Source organism: Amycolatopsis magusensis, from assembly GCF_017875555.1.
Classification (GTDB): Bacteria; Actinomycetota; Actinomycetes; order Mycobacteriales; family Pseudonocardiaceae; genus Amycolatopsis; species Amycolatopsis magusensis.
The window spans coordinates 8,203,291-8,220,373 of record NZ_JAGGMS010000001.1 but is presented as its reverse complement, the minus strand read 5'-3'; the positions used below and the strand labels follow the sequence as shown (position 1 = coordinate 8,220,373).

The window sequence follows — 17,083 nt, the reverse complement described above, 5'->3', positions numbered from 1 at the left end:
AGTGCTTGGTAGGGTAGCAGCGTGACCGAGTTCCGGGAACGGGTGCGCGACTGGCTGGCCGAGAATCTGACCGGCGAGTTCGCCGCGCTGCGTGGTCTCGGCGGGCCGGGGCGTGAGCACGAGGCGTTCGAAGAACGGCTGGCCTGGGAACGGCACCTCGCTGAGGGTGGCTGGACCTGCCTCGGCTGGCCGGAGGAACACGGCGGCCGCGGGGCGAGCCTCGACGAGCAGGTGATCTTCCACGAGGAGTACGCCAAGGCGAACGCGCCGGCCAAGGTCGGGCACCTCGGTGAGCAACTGCTCGGGCCGACGCTGATCGCCTTCGGCACGCCGGAGCAGCAGCGGCGCTTCCTGCCGAAGATCGCCGCCGTGGAGGAACTCTGGTGCCAGGGCTACTCCGAGCCGGGCGCGGGATCGGACCTGGCCGCGGTGTCGACCACCGCCACGCTCGACGGTGACGAATGGGTGCTGCACGGGCAGAAGGTGTGGACTTCGCTGGCGCAGCAGGCCGACTGGTGCTTCGTGCTGGCACGCACCGAACCCGGCTCGAAACGCCACAAAGGACTGTCCTACCTGTTGGTGCCGATGCGGCAACCCGGTGTCGAGATCCGGCCGATCGTGCAGCTGACCGGCACCTCGGAGTTCAACGAGGTGTTCTTCGATGGCGCCCGGACCGCCCGCGAACTGGTGGTCGGCGAACCGGGTGACGGCTGGCGGGTCGCGATGGCCACACTCGGCTTCGAACGCGGTGTCGCCACCCTCGGGCAGCAGGTCGGCTTCCGCCGTGAACTGCGAGCGCTCACCGATCTCGCCCGGCGCAACGGCACCGCGGAAGACCCGTACGTCGCGGAACGACTGGCGCGCGCGTGGGTCGGGCTCGAGGTGATGAACGCGCACGCACGCCGTACGCTCGGTGACGACTCACCCGGCGTGGCCGAAGTGTCCAAACTGGTCTGGGCGAACTGGCACCGCTCGCTCGGTGAGCTGGCGATGCTGGTGCGTGGCCGGGAATCCGTGCTCGCCGACGAGCTGGACGAATGGCAGCGGCTTTACCTGTTCACCCGCGCCGACACCATCTACGGCGGCTCCAACGAGATCCAGCGCAACGTGATCGCCGAGCGCGTGCTCGGCCTGCCGAGGGAGGCCCGCCCGTGATTCCTGTGCCGAAGTACCCGGCCGGTCGTGACCTGCTGCGGGACAAGGTCGTGGTGATCACCGCCGCGGCGGGCACCGGGATCGGCTCCGCGGTGGCCAAGCGCTGCCAGGAGGAGGGTGCGCGGGTGGTGCTCAGCGACCGGCACGAGCGCAGGCTGGCCGAGAAGGCGGCCGAGCTCGGCGGGGTGACCGCGATCCCGTGCGACGTCACCGACGGGACGCAGGTCCAGGCGCTGATCGACGGGGCCGTCGCGCACCACGGCCGGATCGACGTGCTGATCAACAACGCCGGCCTCGGCGGCAGCAAGTCCATTGTGGACATGACGGACGACGAGTGGTCCTCCGTGCTCGACGTGACACTGAACAGCACGTTCCGCGTCACCAGGGCGGCGTTGCGTCGGTTCATCGAGCAGGGTGACGGGGGCGCGGTGGTGAACAACGCCTCCGTGCTCGGCTGGCGGGCGCAGGAGGGGCAGGCGCACTACGCCGCGGCGAAGGCCGGGGTAATGGCGCTGACCAGGTGCGCCGCGGTCGACGTGGCGCCGCACGGGATCCGGGTCAACGCGGTCGCGCCCAGCCTGGCCATGCACCCGTTCCTGGCCAAGGTGACCAGCGAAGAGGTGCTGGCGGAGCTGACCGCGCGCGAGGTTTCGGGCAGGGCGGCGGAGCCGTGGGAGGTGGCGAATGTGATGGTGTTCCTCGCCAGTGACTACGCCTCGTACCTGACCGGCGAGGTGGTCTCCGTTTCCAGTCAGCACGCGTGAGGGAAAGACGAATGAGCAAGCCAGGAACGAACTCGGGCCGCCGCGCGGAACTGCTGGGCATCGCCGCGGGCCTGTTCGCCGAGCGCGGGTTCGTCTCCACCACCGTGCGGGACATCGCCGACGCGGCGGGCATCCTCTCCGGCAGCCTGTACCACCACTTCGACTCCAAGGAGCAGATCGCCGACGAGATCCTCACCGGGTTCCTCGACGAGCTGTTCGGCACCTACGCCGAGATCGTCGACTCGCGGCTCGGCCCGCGCAAGACGCTGGAGGCGGTGGTCGCGGCCTCGTTCGACTCCATCCACCGGCGGCCCGCCGAGGTGGAGATCTACCAGAACGAGGCCAAGCACCTGGCGAAGTACCCGCGGTTCGCCTACATCGGCACGCGCAACGCCGAGTTCCGCAAGCTCTGGCACGACCTGCTCACCGAGGGCATCGCCACCGGCGAGTTCCGCGCCGACCTGGACATCGAACTGGTCTACCGGTTCATCCGCGACACCGTCTGGGTGGCGGTGCGCTGGTACAACCCCGAGGGCACGCTGTCCGCGGCCGACGTGGCCGCCCAGTACCTCGGCATCCTGCTCGACGGCATCGCCACCCGGCGGCGCCGGGCCAAGAAGGAGACCTGATGGCCGAGGCCTACGTGCTCGACGCCGTGCGCACCCCGGTGGGCAGGCGCGGTGGTGCGCTCAGCGGGACGCACTCCGCCGATCTCGGCGCCCACGTGATCCAGGCGGTGGTCGAGCGCGCCGGCGTGGAGCCCGCGCTGGTCGACGACGTGATCCTCGGCTGCACGGACACGCTCGGGCCGCAGGCGGGCAACATCGCCAGGACCGCGTGGCTGGCCGCCGGGTTCCCGCACCACGTGCCGGGGGTGACGGTGGACCGGCAGTGCGGGTCGAGCCAGCAGGCGGTGCACTTCGCCGCGCAGGCGGTGCTCAGCGGCACGATGGACCTGGTGCTGGCGGGCGGGGTGCAGAACATGAGCCAGATCCCGATCAGCGCGGCCATGCTGGCCGGGCGCGAGTACGGCTTCGAAGATCCGTACTCGGGGTCGAAAGGCTGGCAGGAGCGTTACGGCGCCGCCGAGATTTCGCAGTTCCACGCCGCCGAGATGATCGCTTCGCATTGGGGTTTCCCGCGGGCGCAGCTGGAGGAGTACGCGTACTCGAGCCACCAGCGCGCCATCGCGGCGATCGACGAGGGCCGGTTCGACGCGGAGATCGCGCCGGTCGGCGAGTTCCGCCACGACGAAGGGCCGCGGCGGGACACCACACTGGAGCGCATGGCCTCGCTGAAGCCGCTGAGCCCTGGCTCGGCGCTGACCGCGGCCGTGGCCAGCCAGATCTCGGACGGTGCTTCGGCGACGCTGATCGCCTCGGCCGCTTTCGTCGAGGAGCACGGTCTGCGCCCGCGTGCCCGCATCCACCACCTGTCGGTGCGTGCCGCGGACCCGGTGTGGATGCTGACCGGCCCGATCCCGGCGACCGCGCACGCGTTGCGCCGCACCGGGTTGTCGATCAGCGACATCGACCTGTTCGAGGTGAACGAGGCCTTCGCCAGCGTGGTGCTGGCGTGGCTGGACGAAACCGGCGCGGACCCGGCGCGGGTGAACGTCAACGGCGGCGGTATCGCCCTCGGTCACCCGATCGGCGCGACCGGTACCAAACTCTTCGCCACCCTGCTGCACGAACTGGAACGGCGGGAGGGGCGGTACGGCCTGCAGACCATGTGCGAAGGCGGCGGTACCGCGAACGTGACCATCATCGAACGCCTCTGACCCGGGCGTAGTCCTTCAACGCCTCCGGCGAGGGCCGCCACGCCCGCTCCTCCGCGGTACACCCGCAGCGCCCGGCTTCGTGTTCACCGAGGTCGCAGACCCGCACGCGCCTCGGCGCCGTCGGCTTCGTCCCGGTGGTCGTGGTGCTCATCGCCCGTGCTCCATCCCAGTGGCCCACTCGCGGTCGAGGGGTGACGCTAGGACGGCGCGGACGAAGGTTGTGCGCTCGGAGTGCACAACCCCGCCAATTCACCCCATGGGGCCAATGCCGATGCCGTGAATGTGGCTTTCACGGCCGAATACGCCGTGAAAGCCACATTCACGGCAGTTGATCTAGCCTCGGGGACCATGGGTGAGCACAAGGGGCGCATGCTGCGCGGCGAGTTGTACAAGGACAACGATCCCGAGCTGGTCGCGGAGCGGTATCGGGCGCAGCGGTTGTGCGCCGAGTTCAACGGGACCGAGCCGGACGCGGGGGAGCGCCGGGAGCAGTTGTTGCGCGATCTGCTCGGCGGGCTCGGCGAAGGCTCCTGGATCATGCCCCGCTTCCAGTGCGACTACGGCTACCTCATCGAGATCGGCAGCAATTCCTTCCTCAACTACGACGCGATCCTCCTGGACTGCGCCCCCATCCGGATCGGGGACGACGTGTCGATCGGGCCGCGGGCGCAGTTGCTCACCGCGCTGCACCCGATGGAGGACCACGAGGCCCGTCGTCAGCGGTGGGAGAGCGCGGCCCCGATCACCATCGGGAACAACGTGTGGTTCGGCGGCGGGGTGACCGTGTGTGCGGGGGTTACCGTCGGCGACGACACCGTGGTCGGGGCGGGGAGCGTGGTCACCCGGGATCTGCCGTCGAAGGTGTTCGCGGCGGGCAATCCGGCGAGGGTGATCCGCGGCCTGTGACCGCCTGGTGCTCGGGACGACGCCCGAGCACCAGGTCCGCCTCAGTGCTGCGCGTCCAGCCACTCCCGGAAGGTGGGGCCGGCGAGCCGGGCGTGCGGGCCGGGCAGGAAGGCCCCGGCGGCGGCGAGTTCGGCGTCGGGCGCCTCGTCGACGCCGACGACCTTGACGTTCCGGCGGGCACCGAGGAGTTCGGCCGCCTCGGACATGATCTCCTCGCGCGGCCCGGCGATCTCCGGGATCGGCGTTCCGGGGGACGGCGCGTCGGGGTCGGTGGCCAGGTCGACCACCGCCTCGGCCACGGTACGGGCCGCCACGAGCTGGGTGGGCAGGCGCGGGACGTGGACCAGGCCACCCTGCTGCCAGTCCAGGAGCTGACCGACCAACTCGTGGAACTGCGCGGCTCGCAGGATCCGAGCGGGCAGGGGACCGGCCAGCACAGCCTCCTCGTGCGTCTGCTGGGAAACGAGGAATCCGGCCGTGGCCTTGTCCGCGCCGATGATCGACACGGCGACGAGCAGCCCGGCTCCGGCCTTCTGACCCGCCTCGTGGAGGTTCCGGGCCGCGGTGCGGAAGAACTCCGTGGCCGCCTGCTGGTCGGAGGCGTGCCACGACGCGACGTCGATGATGACGTCCACCCCGGCGAGCGCCTCGGCTAGACCCGCACCGGTGATGACGTCGACGCCTGTCGCCCGGGACATCGGCACGACCTCGTGCCCACGCTCCACGAGAACGTCGACGACGTGGCTGCCCAACCGGCCGGTCGCCCCGGCCACCGCGAACCTGCGGGCGCTCATTCGCCGTGCCCCTCGCTGTAGTTCTGGCCCGGTGGCCTGCCGGGGATCGGCTTGGCGATGAGCGCGGCCGGGGTGAAGAAGCCGATGTGCCCGAGCACCATGACCAGCGTCCAGAGCGCCTTGTCGTCGTAGTGCGCGGACGCCCTCGCGTGCAGTTCGTCGGAGACGCGTTCCCCGGCCGGGTTCGGGGTGAGGACGGCTTCGGTGAGTTCCAGCGCGACCCGTTCGGCGTCGGTGAAGCAGGAGGCGGTCCGCCAGGTCGCCACGGCGGTGATGCGCTCCTCCGGCTCACCGGCCGCGCGCAGGTTCGCGGTGTCCCGGATGGTGAAGTACGTGCTGCCGAGCACCTGCCCGGCCCGGAGTTGCACCAGGTTGGTGGTGGTTTCGGGGATCGAGCCGTTGCGGATGGCCTGGTGCAGGACCGGGGCGATTTCGGCCAGTTCGGGGAGGAACGGCAGCGGGTTGGGCATCCGCGACCGGGGGTTCCCCGGCTCGGTCGTCGTGGGTGCGGACATGAGGTGGGTCCTTTTCTCGAGGTGGCGTTTGGGCGACCACGAGACGGAGAGGTGCCGATCCCCGTGACATCGCGGTTCTGTGAACTGGGTCACCGGCCGAGGTCGTCACAGATCGGGGCGGGCCACCGTCTTGTGCGCGTGACAAGAACGAACGGGCCGGCCGACGTCTTCGTCGCCCACCGCGGACTGCTGTTCACCGTCGCCTACGAGCTGCTGGGTTCGGCCGTCGACGCCGAAGACGTGCTGCAGGAGGCCTGGCTGCGCTGGGCGGGCGTCGACCACGACACCGTCCGGCAGCAGCGTGCCTACCTGGTGCGGATCGTCACCCGGCAGGCGCTGGACCGGCTGCGGGTGCTCGGCAGGCGCAAGGAGTCCTACGTCGGGCCGTGGCTGCCCGAACCGTTGCTGACCGCGCCTGATGTGGCCGAAGACGTCGAACTCGCCGAGAGCGTCTCGATGGCGATGCTGCTGGTGCTCGAAACGCTCGCCCCGACCGAGCGGGCGGTGTTCGTGCTGCGCGAGGTCTTCGAGCTGGACTACGGCGAGATCGCCGAAGCCGTCGGCAAGAATCCCGTCGCCGTGCGGCAGATCGCCCACCGGGCACGGGCGCACGTCGCCGCGCGACGGCCACGTGGCACGGCCTCCCCGGCCGAAAACCAGGCCGCGCTCCAGGCATTCCAGCGGGCCGTGGAAACCGGCGACCTCCAGGGCCTGCTCGACATCCTCGCACCGGACGTGGTCGCGGTGAGCGACGGCGGCGGGGTCAAGCACGCGCTGCCGCGTCCCATCGTGGGGGCGAGCAAGTTGGCACACCTGCTGGCCGCGGGCTGGTACCCACGCGGCGTGACGTGGTCGGCCGAACCGGTCGAGGTCAACGGCGGCCCGGGACTGCTCGTCCGGTTGGACGGCGAGATCGACGGCGTGCTGTCGGTGCAGGTGGAGAACGGCCTCATCGCCGGGCTCTTCCACGTGCGCAATCCCGAGAAGCTGTCGCAGGTGGGCCGGGAAGTCGTCATCAGCCGCTGATAGTTACGTCAGGTCGGCGAGCAGTTCCCGAAGCGCGGCCTCGAAGGCCTTCGGGTTGCGTTGCGGGGCCAGGTGCGCGCCCGGGACCTCGGCGAACGGCTGCCCCAGTTCCAGCGCGAGCGCCTTCGCCGGGCGGTAGTGGTAGTAACCGCGGCTGTCCCGCCCGGCGGTCGGCGTGATCTCCACCCGCGAGCGCCGCAGCGCCACCAGGTCGGCTTCGTAGCTGTAGAACTGCCGGATCTCCCTGGTGAACAGGTAGCTCCACTCCTCCTCGTTCGGCAGGCGGACCATCTTCAGCTCCGGCAGGCCCGCCCCGGCGAGCGAGCCGACGAACTGGGTGAACGCGCCGATCAGATCGCCCTTCTCGCACGCGTTGACCTGCGCTTCGGCGAACTCCAGCCACTCATAGGCGTCCGGCAGCAGGGTGATCAGCGGTGGTTCGTGCGCGATCAGCCCGGTCAGCACGTCGGGGTGCCGCGCGGCCAGGTCCAGCCCGATCAGCGCGCCCGCGCTGGTGCCGAACACGGTCGCCTTGCCGAGCCCGGCGTGCTCGATGACCGCCCGCGCGTCGTCGGCCTGGGTGCTGACCGAGATCGGCCCGGTGGTGCGGTCGGTGCTGCGGAAGTGCCCGCGCCGGTCGTAGGTGAGCACGGTGTAGTCGCTGCCCAGCCGCTTGGCCAGCGCCCGGTAGCTGCCCGCGGACCCCAGCCCGCCCGCGATCATCAGCAGCGGGGGACCGTCACCGGTGGCTTCGACCTGTAGCTCACCGTCGACGACCGGGCACCGCTGAGCAATCATGACCCGAAGTCAAGCACATCAGCGCTCGCCGAGACGCCGAAGGATCCGCTCCGCGTCGGCCACGATCCGCTCGATCAACCCGGCCACCGCGGGGAGGTCTTCGAGCAGCCCCACCACCTGGCCGGACGCCAGCACCCCCGCGTCCGGATCGCCCCCGACGAGCCCGGCGCGCAGCAGCATCGGGGTGTTCGCGGCCATCAGCACCTGCGCCCAGTCACGATCACCGCCGCGCTTCATCGCGACACCCTCGCGCACCATGGATCGCCAGGTCAGGCCGGTGATGCGGCGGAACCGCGCGGCGTTGCCGACGGCCCTGGCGAGGCCGGTGAGCCGCCCGGAACGCTCCAGCGCATCGACCAGCCCGGTGCGCAGCACGCGGTGCGGCAGGCCGTCGACCTTGCGGGTCACCACGGTGTCGCCGAGGCCGCGGGCCAGGTAGGCGCGTTTGACCGCGTCCGGCACGGTGCTTTCGCGGGTCAGCAGGAAGCGGGTGCCCATCGCCACCCCGGCCGCGCCGTAGGCCAGCGCGGCGGCGAGCCCGCGCCCGTCGTAGAAGCCGCCCGCGGCCACCACCGGGATGTCCACCACGTCCAGCACGGACGGCAGCAGCAGCGTGGTGGCCACGCCGCCGGTGTGCCCGCCACCCTCGCCGCCCTGCACGATCACCGCGTCGGCGCCCCAGCCCGCCACCTTCTCGGCGTGCCGCGCGGCCCCGACCGACGGAATGACCACCACCCCGTGGTCTTTGAGCTTGGCGATCATGTCCGGTTTCGGGGCCAGCGCGAAGGAAGCGACCTTGACCCGTTCCGCGATGAGCAGGTCGACCCGGCGCCCGGCGTCCCCGGCGTCGGCCCGCAGGTTGACGCCGAACGGTTTCGCCGTGCGCAGCTTGGTTTCCTTGATCGCGGTGGCGAGTTCCTCGTAGGTCATCGTCGCCGACGCGAGGATGCCGAGCCCGCCGCCCTCGGCGGTGGCGGAGACCAGCCGCGGCCCGGCGACCCAGCCCATTCCGGTCTGCACCACCGGGTGCCGGATCCCGGTGAGTTCGGTCAGCGCGGTCTTCACGACGGCACTTCCCGTTCCCGATGGCCTTTCGGGTCCACGACTTCCCGCAGCAGCCGCAGTTCTTCGCCGGTGGGCTCCCGGGTCTCGGTGACACCCTCGGTGTGCAGCTCGAAGGAGGTGTTCGCGCACACCTCGTCCACCGAAACCCCGGGGTGCGTGGACACCAGCCGCATGGTGTGGTCCGGTCCGCCGAAGTCGAGCACGGCCAGGTTGGTCACCACGCGGTGGACGTCGTGGAACGGGAACCCCTTCGCCTGCCGGTAGCCGACGCCGGAGACAATGTCCACTTCGGACACGAAGACCCGCTTGCCGTGCCGGGGCACCCAGTAGCTGGTGCGGTGGTTGACCGTGTTGCCAGGACCACCGCGCACGCCGAGCAGTTGCTTGACCGGCCGGTCGTGGTCGCCGATCGCCGAGATGTTCTGGTCGCCGTGGCGGCTGACCTGGTTCGCGCCCATCACCACGTGCCGTTTCCCGTGCGGTACCACGGTGTCGAGCACCTTGCGGAACGGCTGCCAGCCTTCGATCGTGCCGTCGGTGTCGACCAGGTACGCCTCGCCGTTGGTGAGCAGCAGGTCGGGCTCGAAGGTGAGCCGGGCCAGCCGCGCGCCGATCGACGGCAGCAGGCCCATCGGGCTGACCAGGATCTCCCCGTCGCCGCGGAACAACTCCGCGCAGGCGACCGCGGCGACCTCGGCGCGGGTGACGCTCATGCGGCCTCCTCCGTGAACTTCGCGACCTCGTCCTGGTACCGCTGTTCGTCCCCGCTGAGGAAGCGGTCGGCGAAGGCGGGCCACTTGTCGAGGTCCTTGGCGGATTCGGCGTAGTGCCGCTGGAACCGCTCGTCCCGGCCGTAGTCGGGCGCGGCCGTGGTGAAGTGCGCGCCCTTCGGCGTCTCCGCCACACCGTCGACCGAACTCCGGTTCAGCAGCAGGCTTTGCACCGGCCCGCCCGCGGTGAGCTCGGCCGTGTCGACGATCTTCTCGACGCTGACGAAGGTGCGTGCGGAGGCCAGTGCGAACAGTTCGTCGAAGTACGGATCCGGGCCGAGGTACTGCGCGTTGCCGCGGGCGTCGGCGCGGTTGAGGTGGATGAGCGCGGCGTCCAGCTTCAGCGCCGGCACGGCGAGCAGTTCCTCACCGTCGTCATACGGCGAGCGCACGCTGCGCAGGTGCGGGTTGAGGTCCATCACGGCCGAGCCGAGACCCGCCCGGGTCGGCAGGAACGGAAGTCGTTGCGCGGCAGCGGAAAGCGCGGTGCCGAAGACGCCCTCGTCGTACTCGGTCACCTCGATCGCGCCCTGCTCGCGCACCCGGCTGAACCAGGGGTCGAACGGGATCGAGTCGAGCGTGACGAAGCCGAACACCAGCCGCCGGATCTTGCCCGCGGAGGCCAGCAGGCCCACGTCCGGGCCGCCGTAGGAGACCACGGTCAGGTCCTTGACCGGCGACCGCAGCAACGCGCGGACCAGCGCCATCGGCTTGCGCCGCGAGCCCCAGCCGCCGATGCCGATCGTCATGCCGTCGGAGAGCTCGGCGACGATCTCGTCCGGTGTCGTGCGCTTATCCGGCATTCTTCCCCCTGTCCAGGAACTGCTGCCGTGCCTCGTCCGAGACGCCCGCGAGGTTCAGTTCGAAGGTGAAGCCCTGTTCGAAGCGGTAGCTGCGGTGCACGTTCTGCGGGTCGATCCCGTTGATGGCCTGCTTCGCCGCGCGGATCACCCGGGTGTCCTTCGCCGCGATCGTGCGAGCCAGGTCCAGCGCGGTCTCGTCCAATTTTTCGCGCGGCACCACGGAATGCACCGAACCGTGGTGGTGGAGTTGGTGCGCGTCGATGGTGCTGGCGGTGAAGTACAGCGCGCGCATCAGGTGCTGCGGCACCAGGCGCGCGAGGTGCGTGGCCGCGCCGAGCGCGCCACGGTCCACTTCGGGCAGTCCGAACGTGGCTTCCTCGCTGGCGACCACCACGTCCGCGTTGCCGGCCAGGCCGATACCGCCGCCGAGGCAGAAACCCTGCACGGCGGCGATCACCGGGACCGCGCAGTCGTAGACCGCGGCGAACGCGGCCGCACAGCCCTGGTTGGCGCCGATCAGCGCGGTGTAGCCGGAGTCGGCCTGGATCTCCTTGATGTCCACCCCGGCGTTGAAGCCGCGGCCTTCGGCGCGCAGCACCACGACGTGGCACTCGGGGTCCTCCCCGGCGGCGCGGACCGCGTCCCCCAGGTCGAACCAGCCCCGCACGGTGAGGGCGTTGACCGGGGGCGCGTTCACCGTGACCACGGTGATGCCCGGCTCGGGTCGTTCGGTGGTGATGGGCATGTCGGCCTCTCGCCAAACCTAGCACTTGCTTGGTACGTTAGCAGGGCAGCCGTCGGAAGGGCAGGCCATGACGACCTGGGATCTCGGCCTCGGCGGTGCCGTCGTGCTGGTCACCGGCGGCGCGCGAGGCGTGGGCGCGGGTATCAGCGCGGCCTTCGCCGAGGTCGGCGCGCGGGTGGTCGTCTGCGGGCGGTCCGAGCCGGATTCCCTGTCCGGCGCGGAATTCCTGCCGTGTGACGTGCGTGAGCCGGAGCAGGTCGAGCGGCTCGTCGACCGGATCACCGAGCGGCACGGGCGGCTGGACGTGGTGGTCAACAACGCCGGTGGCGCGCCCTTCGCCGAAGCCGCGCGGGCGTCCGCGCGGTTCCACGAAAAGGTGGTCGCGCTGAACCTGCTGGCACCGCTGACCGTGGCACGCTGCGCGAACACCGTTATGCAGCAACAGGATTCCGGCGGGGTGATCGTGAACGTCGGCAGCGTGAGCGGCGGGCGCGCGTCCCCGGGCACGGCTTCCTACGGCGCGGCGAAAGCCGGGCTGGTCAACCTCACCGCCAGCCTCGCCGTGGAATGGGCGCCGAAGGTGCGGGTGGTCGCGATCGCGGCGGGCATGGTCCGCACCGAGCAGGCCCACCTGCACTACGGCGACGAGGCGGGGATCGCGGCGGCGGGCCGCACGGTCCCGCTGGGGCGGCTCGCGGAACCGGCGGAAATCGGTGCCTGCGCGGTGTTCCTGGCGTCACCGAAGGCCGCCTACGTCAGCGGGACCACGCTGACCGTGCACGGCGGTGGCGAAGTACCGGCTTTCCTGGCGGCGAGCAACGCACAACACGAGGAGCGGGCATGATCGTGGACGGCCGGGTGGTCGTGGTGACCGGGGCCGGGCGGGGGATCGGGCGCGCGCACGCGCTGGCCTTCGCGCGGGAAGGCGCCTCGGTCGTGGTGAACGACGCCGGGGTGGCCGCCGACGGCAGTGGCAGCTCGGCCGGGCCCGCCGGTGACGTGGTCGCCGAGATCGAGGCACTGGGTGGCAAGGCGGTGGCGAACACCGACGACGTGGCGGACTGGAAGGGCGCCGAGCGGCTCGTCGGCACCGCGCTCGACCGGTTCGGCCGGCTGGATGTGCTGGTCAACAACGCCGGATTCCTGCGCGACCGCATGCTGGTCACGCTCGGCGAGCAGGAGTGGGACGCGGTCATCCGGGTCCACCTCAAGGGCCACTTCGCGCCGCTGCACCACGCCGCAGTGCACTGGCGGGCCGAGGCGAAGGCGGGCCGGACGCCGTCGGCGCGGGTGATCAACACCAGCTCCGGGGCCGGGTTGCTCGGCAGCATCGGGCAGGGCAACTACTCCGCGGCCAAAGCGGGCATCGCCGGGTTGACCGTGGTGGCGGCGGCCGAACTCGCCCGGTACTGCGTCACGGTGAACGCGATCGCCCCGGCGGCGCGGACCCGGATGACCGAGGAGGTGTTCGCCGAGATGATGGCGGCGGCCGACGGGTTCGACGCCATGGCCCCGGAAAACGTCTCGCCGCTGGTGGTCTGGCTGGGCAGCGCGGAGTCGGCCGGGGTGACCGGGCGGGTGTTCGAAGTGGACGGTGGCAGGGTGTCGCTGGCCACCGGCTGGCGGCACGGGCCGGAGCGCGACAAGGGCGCCCGCTGGGAGCCGGGCGAGCTGGGGCCGGTGGTGGCCGGACTGCTGGCCGAGGCCCCCGAACCGGAGCCGGTCTACGGCGCGTGAAAAACCCGCGCGGAAACCATGACAGGTTCTGTCGGTGTTCCGCGTGATGCTGGGTGCATGACAGGTTCCTGGAAGCAGTTCGAAACCGAGGCACCCGAGCTGGCGAAGCGGGTGCACGCGCGGTTCACCGCGGAGAAGACACACGTGCTGGCCACGCTCCGGCGGGACGGCTCACCCCGGGTGAACGGCTCCGAGGTCGAATTCCGCGACGGTGAACTCCTGCTCGGCTCGATGCTGAACGCGGTCAAGGCCCGCGACCTGCGCCGTGACGGCCGGTGCGCCATCCACGCCTTCCCCGGCGACCCGGAAAACGGCTGCGACGCGAAGGTCTCGGGCGTGGCGGAGGAACTCCCCGGCGGGGGCGACTCACACTTGTTCCGGCTGGGACTGACCGACGTCGTGGTCACCTGGGTGGAAGGCAACTCGCTGTGGGTCGAAACCTGGTGGCCGGACCGCCCCCGCGTCCGCTACGAACGCCCCGAAAACGGCCCCGCCCTCCGCCACCCCCTCTAACCGCGAGCCGATGTCACGAATGTGGCTTTCGAGACGCCAGACGTCTCGAAAGCCACATTCGTGACATCGGGCTCCGCCACCAAGCACCCGACCCCACGCCCAAGCACCCGAGTCCCACGTTCAGGCACCCGAGTCGCACGTTCAGGCACCCGAACCTCACGCTCGGGCACCCGAACTCCACACTCAGGCGGCCGAACCCCACACTCGCCGCACCCGGTCCCGGGGCCACCGGACACGAATGTGGCTTTCGGGGCGGAATCGGCCCCCAAAGCCACATTCGTGTCCGGCGGGGCGCCGCAGAGGAGGGGCGGCACCTTCGCCGAGCCGGGAACGCTATGAGTGGGGCATTACTTGCAATGAACGCAAGTAATGCCCCACTCCTGGCATTCGCGGCGGGCGGCTACACGCGTTCGATGATGGTGGCGGTGGACATGGCGCCGCCGGCGCACATGGTGATCAGGGCGGTGCTCGCGTCCCGGCGTTCCAGTTCGTGCAGGGCGCTGGTCAGCAGGCGGGCGCCGGTGCTGCCGACCGGGTGCCCGAGGGCGATCGCGCCGCCGTTGACGTTGACCCGGTCCGGGTCGGGCTGGTGCACCTGCTGCCACGACAGCACCACCGACGCGAACGCCTCGTTGACCTCGAAGATGTCCGGGTCGCGGATGGTCATGCCCGCCCGCGACAGCACCCGCGAGGTGGCCTGGATCGGCCCGTCGAGGTGGTAGTACGGCTCCGCGCCGACCAGTGCCTGCGCCCGGATCCGCGCTCGCGGCCGCAGGCCCAGCGCCCGCGCCCGGTCGGCGTCCATGATCAGCAGCGCAGCTGCGCCGTCGGAGATCTGGGACGAGTTCCCTGCGGTGTGCACGCCGCCATCGAGAACAGGTTTCAGCCCGGCCAGCGCTTCGACACTGGTCGTGCGCAGGCCTTCGTCCCTGGTGACCAGTTCGTCGGCCTTGACCGGCACCACTTCGCGCTCGAACCGGCCGTCCGCCCACGCGGCGGCGGCCTTGCGCTGGGAGTCCGCGCCGAAGCGGTCGACGTCCTCGCGCGTGATGCCCCGGCGCTCGGCGATCCGCTCGGCCGCGCCGAACTGGTTCGGCATGTCGATCGACCACGACTCCGGCTTCGGCGTGCCGACGTCGGTGCCGCGGTTCGCGCCCAGCGGCACCCGCGACATCGACTCCACCCCGCACGCCACCCCGGCTTCGATCGCGCCCGCCGCCACCAGCCCGGCGATCAGGTGCGCCGCCTGCTGTGCCGACCCGCACTGCGCGTCGATCGTGGTGGCGCCACAACCCTGTGGCAGCCCGGCGTGCAGCCACGCCGTGCGCGTGACGTTGCCGGACTGCTCGCCCGCCTGCGTCACCGCGCCGCCGATCACCTGCTCGACCAGGTCCGGGTCCAGCCCGGCGCGGTCGAGCACGGCCTGCTGGGCCACGCCGAGCAGTTCGGCCGCGTGCAGTCCGGACAGCAGGCCGCGGCGCCTGCCGATCGGGGTGCGCGCGGCCGCCACGATCACCGGTTCGGGCATGGACGGCTCCTTCGATCGGGTACCCCGAAACTAGAACACGTTCTCATTCAAGGCAAGCGGAAAGCCGGTCAACCGCCGTTCGGTGCTTCTTCGCGGACGACGCGACCACCGGTGGTCCGTGGGTTTCCCTCCGCGAGTTAACAGGTTTCACTAGAAGCACTTCACCTGGCGGGAGAGCTGTGCTTCAATCGCGAAATAGAACGCGTTTCACCGCCGAGTTCGCGCTGGAGGCAACCGTGGCCGCTCCCGGGATCCCCGCTGGTTTCGACTTCACGGATCCGGATCTGTACGCCGAGAGAGTGCCGATGGAGGAGTTCGCCGCGCTCCGCCGGACCGCGCCGGTCTGGTGGAACGCGCAGCCGCACAACCTGGCCGGCTTCTCCGACGACGGCTACTGGGTGGTCAGCAGGCTGGAGGACGTGAAGGCGGTCTCGCGCAACGACAAGGTCTTCTCGTCACGGGAGAAGACCGCGATCATCCGCTTCGACGAGTCCATGACCCAGGAGACCATCGAGGCGAACCGCCTGGTGCTGCTGAACATGGACGCCCCGCAGCACACCAAGCTGCGGCGCATCGTGCAGAAGGGCTTCACCCCGCGGTCGATCTCGAAGCTGGAGGACGCGCTGCGCGAACGCGCCCAGCGGATCGTGGCCGAGGCCAAGAAGAAGGGCTCCGGCGACTTCGTCACCGACGTGGCCTGCGAACTGCCGCTGCAGGCGATCGCCGAGCTGATCGGCATCCCGCAGCAGGACCGGCTCAAGATCTTCGACTGGTCCAACCAGATGGTCGCCTACGACGACCCCGAGTACGAGATCGAGCCGATCGCCGCCTCCACCGAGCTGATCGGCTACGCGTGGCACATGGCCGAAGAGCGCCGCAAGTGCCCGATGGACGACATCGTCACCACGCTCATCGACGCCGATGTCGACGGGGAAGCGCTGGCCTCGGACGAGTTCGGCTTCTTCGTGCTGCTGCTGGCCGTGGCGGGCAACGAAACCACGCGCAACGCCATCACCCACGGCATGAAGGCCTTCCTCGACCACCCCGACCAGTGGGAGATCTTCCGCGAGCGGCGGCCGAACACCGCGCCGGACGAGATCGTGCGCTGGGCGACGCCGGTGACCGCCTTCCAGCGGACCGCGATGGAGGACACCGAACTCGGCGGCCAGCAGATCCGCAAGGGCGACCGGGTGGGCCTGTTCTACGGCTCGGCGAACTTCGACCCCGATGCGTTCGACAGCCCCGAAAAGTTCGACATCCTGCGCGAGGACAACCCGCACGTCGGCTTCGGCGGCACCGGCGCCCACTACTGCATCGGTGCGAACCTGGCCCGCCTGGAGATCGACCTGATCTTCAAGGCGATCGCCGAGGAGATGCCGGGCATCCGCGAGCTGGCGCCCCCGGTGCGGCTGCGGTCGGGCTGGCTGAACGCCATCAAGCACTACGAGGTCGCGTACGGCTGACCGCGTTTGGTCAGGCGGAACGCGAGGAACGCGGGTGCCTCGTTCAGCTGCGCGTAGTTCTCCGGGTAGTGCTGCGCCATCTGCTCGGCCGGCCGTGGTTCGACCAGTTCGTCGATGACGAACCCGGCCGCGGAGAACTCCGCGCAGACCGCGGACAGGGGCTGGCGCCAGTAGCTCACGCGCCAGCCCTTGGTCCACGTCTCGGTGATCAGCTCGGTTTCGAAGTAGTCACCGCCGGTGCGCAGCCAGTCCCAGCTGGGGTGCCCGGTGGAGATCAGCAGCCTGCCCGACGGCTTGAGCACGCGGTGCAGTTCACGCAGCGCGGGCACGCGGTCGTCCAGGTGGTGGATCGCGAGCGCCAGCAGTGCCACGTCGAAGGTGGCGTCGGGCAACCAGTCGAACGGATCGTGCAGGTCGTGCACGCGGAACTCCGCCTCCGGAACGCGGGCCGTCGCCAGTTCCACCATGCGCGGGCTCTGGTCCATTCCGGTCACGCGCGCGCCGCGGGCGACCAACTCCGCCGCGTAGAGCCCCGGGCCGCAGGCCGCGTCGAGCACCTGGGCGCCGCGCACTGCACCGAGCAGGCCGAGCATGGCGGGCCGGTCGTAGAGCGCGTTGAACGCACCGTTCTCGGCGTGTTCGGCGAAGGCGTCGGCGAACACCTCGTACTGGGGCTCCCGCCCGATCCGGCCGTCCCGGCCGCGCTCCTCGGTCACGCTCG

Annotated in this window: 20 protein-coding genes; 10 read left to right on the top strand and 10 right to left on the bottom strand. The window is 70.6% G+C overall.

Going from position 1 to position 17,083, the window contains the following annotated elements:
- The first annotated feature begins 21 nt into the window (after window positions 1-21).
- Genes JOM49_RS36860 through JOM49_RS36845 form a run of 4 tightly spaced genes read left to right on the top strand, consistent with a single transcriptional unit; the run spans window position 22 to window position 3,699 of the window.
- The gene (locus JOM49_RS36860) at window positions 22-1,155 is read left to right on the top strand and encodes an acyl-CoA dehydrogenase family protein (RefSeq protein WP_209668747.1); all 1,134 of its coding nucleotides are present in this window, start codon (window positions 22-24) and stop codon (window positions 1,153-1,155) included.
- Entirely contained in the window at window positions 1,152-1,919 is a 768-nt protein-coding gene (locus JOM49_RS36855; protein ID WP_209668746.1) for an SDR family oxidoreductase, read from the top strand. The genes JOM49_RS36860 and JOM49_RS36855 overlap by 4 nt, the downstream gene beginning before the upstream one ends.
- Window positions 1,920-1,930: 11 nt before the next feature.
- Window positions 1,931-2,548 carry a TetR/AcrR family transcriptional regulator gene (locus tag JOM49_RS36850; protein ID WP_209668745.1) on the top strand — a complete coding sequence of 206 codons (618 nt, stop codon included), beginning with the start codon at window positions 1,931-1,933 and terminating at the stop codon, window positions 2,546-2,548.
- The gene (locus JOM49_RS36845; RefSeq protein ID WP_209668744.1) at window positions 2,548-3,699 is read left to right on the top strand and encodes an acetyl-CoA C-acetyltransferase; all 1,152 of its coding nucleotides are present in this window, start codon (window positions 2,548-2,550) and stop codon (window positions 3,697-3,699) included. The genes JOM49_RS36850 and JOM49_RS36845 overlap by 1 nt, the downstream gene beginning before the upstream one ends.
- On the opposite strand, the gene JOM49_RS36840 is transcribed toward JOM49_RS36845, so the two are convergent.
- Window positions 3,683-3,850, bottom strand: a complete 168-nt coding sequence (locus JOM49_RS36840) for a hypothetical protein (protein ID WP_209668743.1) — start codon at window positions 3,848-3,850, stop codon at window positions 3,683-3,685. The two genes, JOM49_RS36845 and JOM49_RS36840, sit on opposite strands and share 17 nt — an antisense overlap.
- Before the next feature lie 197 nt (window positions 3,851-4,047).
- On the opposite strand from JOM49_RS36840, the gene JOM49_RS36835 reads away from it, so the two are divergent.
- Complete coding sequence (locus JOM49_RS36835) at window positions 4,048-4,605, top strand: sugar O-acetyltransferase (RefSeq protein ID WP_209668742.1); 558 nt, start codon at window positions 4,048-4,050, stop codon at window positions 4,603-4,605.
- A gap of 41 nt (window positions 4,606-4,646) precedes the next feature.
- Here the strand turns inward: JOM49_RS36835 and JOM49_RS36830 are convergent, their stop codons facing one another.
- Window positions 4,647-5,399, bottom strand: a complete 753-nt coding sequence (locus JOM49_RS36830; protein ID WP_209668741.1) for an SDR family oxidoreductase — start codon at window positions 5,397-5,399, stop codon at window positions 4,647-4,649.
- The gene (locus JOM49_RS36825; protein ID WP_209668740.1) at window positions 5,396-5,914 is read right to left on the bottom strand and encodes a carboxymuconolactone decarboxylase family protein; all 519 of its coding nucleotides are present in this window, start codon (window positions 5,912-5,914) and stop codon (window positions 5,396-5,398) included. The genes JOM49_RS36830 and JOM49_RS36825 overlap by 4 nt, the downstream gene beginning before the upstream one ends.
- A gap of 138 nt (window positions 5,915-6,052) precedes the next feature.
- Between JOM49_RS36825 and JOM49_RS36820 the strand changes: the two genes are divergently transcribed.
- On the top strand, window positions 6,053-6,940 hold the full coding sequence (locus JOM49_RS36820; protein WP_372444166.1) for an RNA polymerase sigma-70 factor: 888 nt from the start codon (window positions 6,053-6,055) through the stop codon (window positions 6,938-6,940).
- 3 nt (window positions 6,941-6,943) lie between these two features.
- Here JOM49_RS36820 and JOM49_RS36815 read toward each other — a convergent pair whose 3' ends face one another.
- Genes JOM49_RS36815 through JOM49_RS36795 form a run of 5 tightly spaced genes read right to left on the bottom strand, consistent with a single transcriptional unit; the run spans window position 6,944 to window position 11,121 of the window.
- A complete protein-coding gene (locus JOM49_RS36815) occupies window positions 6,944-7,738 on the bottom strand; it encodes an alpha/beta fold hydrolase (RefSeq protein ID WP_209668739.1) in 795 nt (264 codons plus the stop codon).
- 18 nt (window positions 7,739-7,756) lie between these two features.
- Window positions 7,757-8,803 (bottom strand): NAD(P)H-dependent flavin oxidoreductase, encoded by a 1,047-nt coding sequence (locus tag JOM49_RS36810; protein ID WP_209668738.1) that lies wholly within the window; start codon window positions 8,801-8,803, stop codon window positions 7,757-7,759.
- Window positions 8,800-9,516: a CoA-transferase subunit beta gene (locus tag JOM49_RS36805; RefSeq protein ID WP_209668737.1), complete on the bottom strand. Its 717-nt coding sequence runs from the start codon at window positions 9,514-9,516 to the stop codon at window positions 8,800-8,802. The genes JOM49_RS36810 and JOM49_RS36805 overlap by 4 nt, the downstream gene beginning before the upstream one ends.
- Window positions 9,513-10,376 (bottom strand): CoA transferase subunit A, encoded by an 864-nt coding sequence (locus tag JOM49_RS36800; RefSeq protein ID WP_209668736.1) that lies wholly within the window; start codon window positions 10,374-10,376, stop codon window positions 9,513-9,515. Before JOM49_RS36800 ends, JOM49_RS36805 begins: the two co-directional genes overlap by 4 nt.
- Window positions 10,366-11,121 (bottom strand): enoyl-CoA hydratase family protein, encoded by a 756-nt coding sequence (locus JOM49_RS36795; RefSeq protein WP_209668735.1) that lies wholly within the window; start codon window positions 11,119-11,121, stop codon window positions 10,366-10,368. The genes JOM49_RS36800 and JOM49_RS36795 overlap by 11 nt, the downstream gene beginning before the upstream one ends.
- Window positions 11,122-11,188: 67 nt before the next feature.
- Between JOM49_RS36795 and JOM49_RS36790 the strand changes: the two genes are divergently transcribed.
- The 3 genes from JOM49_RS36790 to JOM49_RS36780 are packed head-to-tail and all read left to right on the top strand — an operon-like array spanning window position 11,189 to window position 13,371.
- Window positions 11,189-11,965, top strand: a complete 777-nt coding sequence (locus tag JOM49_RS36790) for an SDR family oxidoreductase (protein ID WP_209668734.1) — start codon at window positions 11,189-11,191, stop codon at window positions 11,963-11,965.
- Complete coding sequence (locus tag JOM49_RS36785; protein WP_209668733.1) at window positions 11,962-12,858, top strand: SDR family oxidoreductase; 897 nt, start codon at window positions 11,962-11,964, stop codon at window positions 12,856-12,858. The genes JOM49_RS36790 and JOM49_RS36785 overlap by 4 nt, the downstream gene beginning before the upstream one ends.
- 57 nt (window positions 12,859-12,915) lie before the next feature.
- The gene (locus tag JOM49_RS36780) at window positions 12,916-13,371 is read left to right on the top strand and encodes a pyridoxamine 5'-phosphate oxidase family protein (RefSeq protein ID WP_209668732.1); all 456 of its coding nucleotides are present in this window, start codon (window positions 12,916-12,918) and stop codon (window positions 13,369-13,371) included.
- A 400-nt stretch (window positions 13,372-13,771) separates the two neighbouring features.
- Here the strand turns inward: JOM49_RS36780 and JOM49_RS36775 are convergent, their stop codons facing one another.
- Window positions 13,772-14,899 (bottom strand): steroid 3-ketoacyl-CoA thiolase, encoded by a 1,128-nt coding sequence (locus JOM49_RS36775; RefSeq protein WP_209668731.1) that lies wholly within the window; start codon window positions 14,897-14,899, stop codon window positions 13,772-13,774.
- 236 nt (window positions 14,900-15,135) lie between these two features.
- On the opposite strand from JOM49_RS36775, the gene JOM49_RS36770 reads away from it, so the two are divergent.
- Window positions 15,136-16,362, top strand: a complete 1,227-nt coding sequence (locus tag JOM49_RS36770) for a cytochrome P450 (protein ID WP_209668730.1) — start codon at window positions 15,136-15,138, stop codon at window positions 16,360-16,362.
- On the opposite strand, the gene JOM49_RS36765 is transcribed toward JOM49_RS36770, so the two are convergent.
- On the bottom strand, window positions 16,341-17,078 hold the full coding sequence (locus JOM49_RS36765) for a class I SAM-dependent methyltransferase (protein WP_282770109.1): 738 nt from the start codon (window positions 17,076-17,078) through the stop codon (window positions 16,341-16,343). The genes JOM49_RS36770 and JOM49_RS36765 overlap by 22 nt on opposite strands.
- Window positions 17,079-17,083 lie beyond the last annotated feature (5 nt).

What these genes read in the sequence shown, in the direction of transcription:
- JOM49_RS36850 (WP_209668745.1), top strand. Translation starts at nt 1,931, where the DNA reads ATGAGCAAGCCAGGAACGAACTCGGGCCGCCGCGCGGAACTGCTGGGC.
- JOM49_RS36845 (WP_209668744.1), top strand. Translation starts at nt 2,548, where the DNA reads ATGGCCGAGGCCTACGTGCTCGACGCCGTGCGCACCCCGGTGGGCAGG.
- JOM49_RS36840 (WP_209668743.1), bottom strand. Translation starts at nt 3,850, where the DNA reads ATGAGCACCACGACCACCGGGACGAAGCCGACGGCGCCGAGGCGCGTG.
- JOM49_RS36835 (WP_209668742.1), top strand. Translation starts at nt 4,048, where the DNA reads ATGGGTGAGCACAAGGGGCGCATGCTGCGCGGCGAGTTGTACAAGGAC.
- JOM49_RS36830 (WP_209668741.1), bottom strand. Translation starts at nt 5,399, where the DNA reads ATGAGCGCCCGCAGGTTCGCGGTGGCCGGGGCGACCGGCCGGTTGGGC.
- JOM49_RS36825 (WP_209668740.1), bottom strand. Translation starts at nt 5,914, where the DNA reads ATGTCCGCACCCACGACGACCGAGCCGGGGAACCCCCGGTCGCGGATG.
- JOM49_RS36815 (WP_209668739.1), bottom strand. Translation starts at nt 7,738, where the DNA reads ATGATTGCTCAGCGGTGCCCGGTCGTCGACGGTGAGCTACAGGTCGAA.
- JOM49_RS36805 (WP_209668737.1), bottom strand. Translation starts at nt 9,516, where the DNA reads ATGAGCGTCACCCGCGCCGAGGTCGCCGCGGTCGCCTGCGCGGAGTTG.
- JOM49_RS36800 (WP_209668736.1), bottom strand. Translation starts at nt 10,376, where the DNA reads ATGCCGGATAAGCGCACGACACCGGACGAGATCGTCGCCGAGCTCTCC.
- JOM49_RS36795 (WP_209668735.1), bottom strand. Translation starts at nt 11,121, where the DNA reads ATGCCCATCACCACCGAACGACCCGAGCCGGGCATCACCGTGGTCACG.
- JOM49_RS36790 (WP_209668734.1), top strand. Translation starts at nt 11,189, where the DNA reads ATGACGACCTGGGATCTCGGCCTCGGCGGTGCCGTCGTGCTGGTCACC.
- JOM49_RS36785 (WP_209668733.1), top strand. Translation starts at nt 11,962, where the DNA reads ATGATCGTGGACGGCCGGGTGGTCGTGGTGACCGGGGCCGGGCGGGGG.
- JOM49_RS36780 (WP_209668732.1), top strand. Translation starts at nt 12,916, where the DNA reads ATGACAGGTTCCTGGAAGCAGTTCGAAACCGAGGCACCCGAGCTGGCG.
- JOM49_RS36775 (WP_209668731.1), bottom strand. Translation starts at nt 14,899, where the DNA reads ATGCCCGAACCGGTGATCGTGGCGGCCGCGCGCACCCCGATCGGCAGG.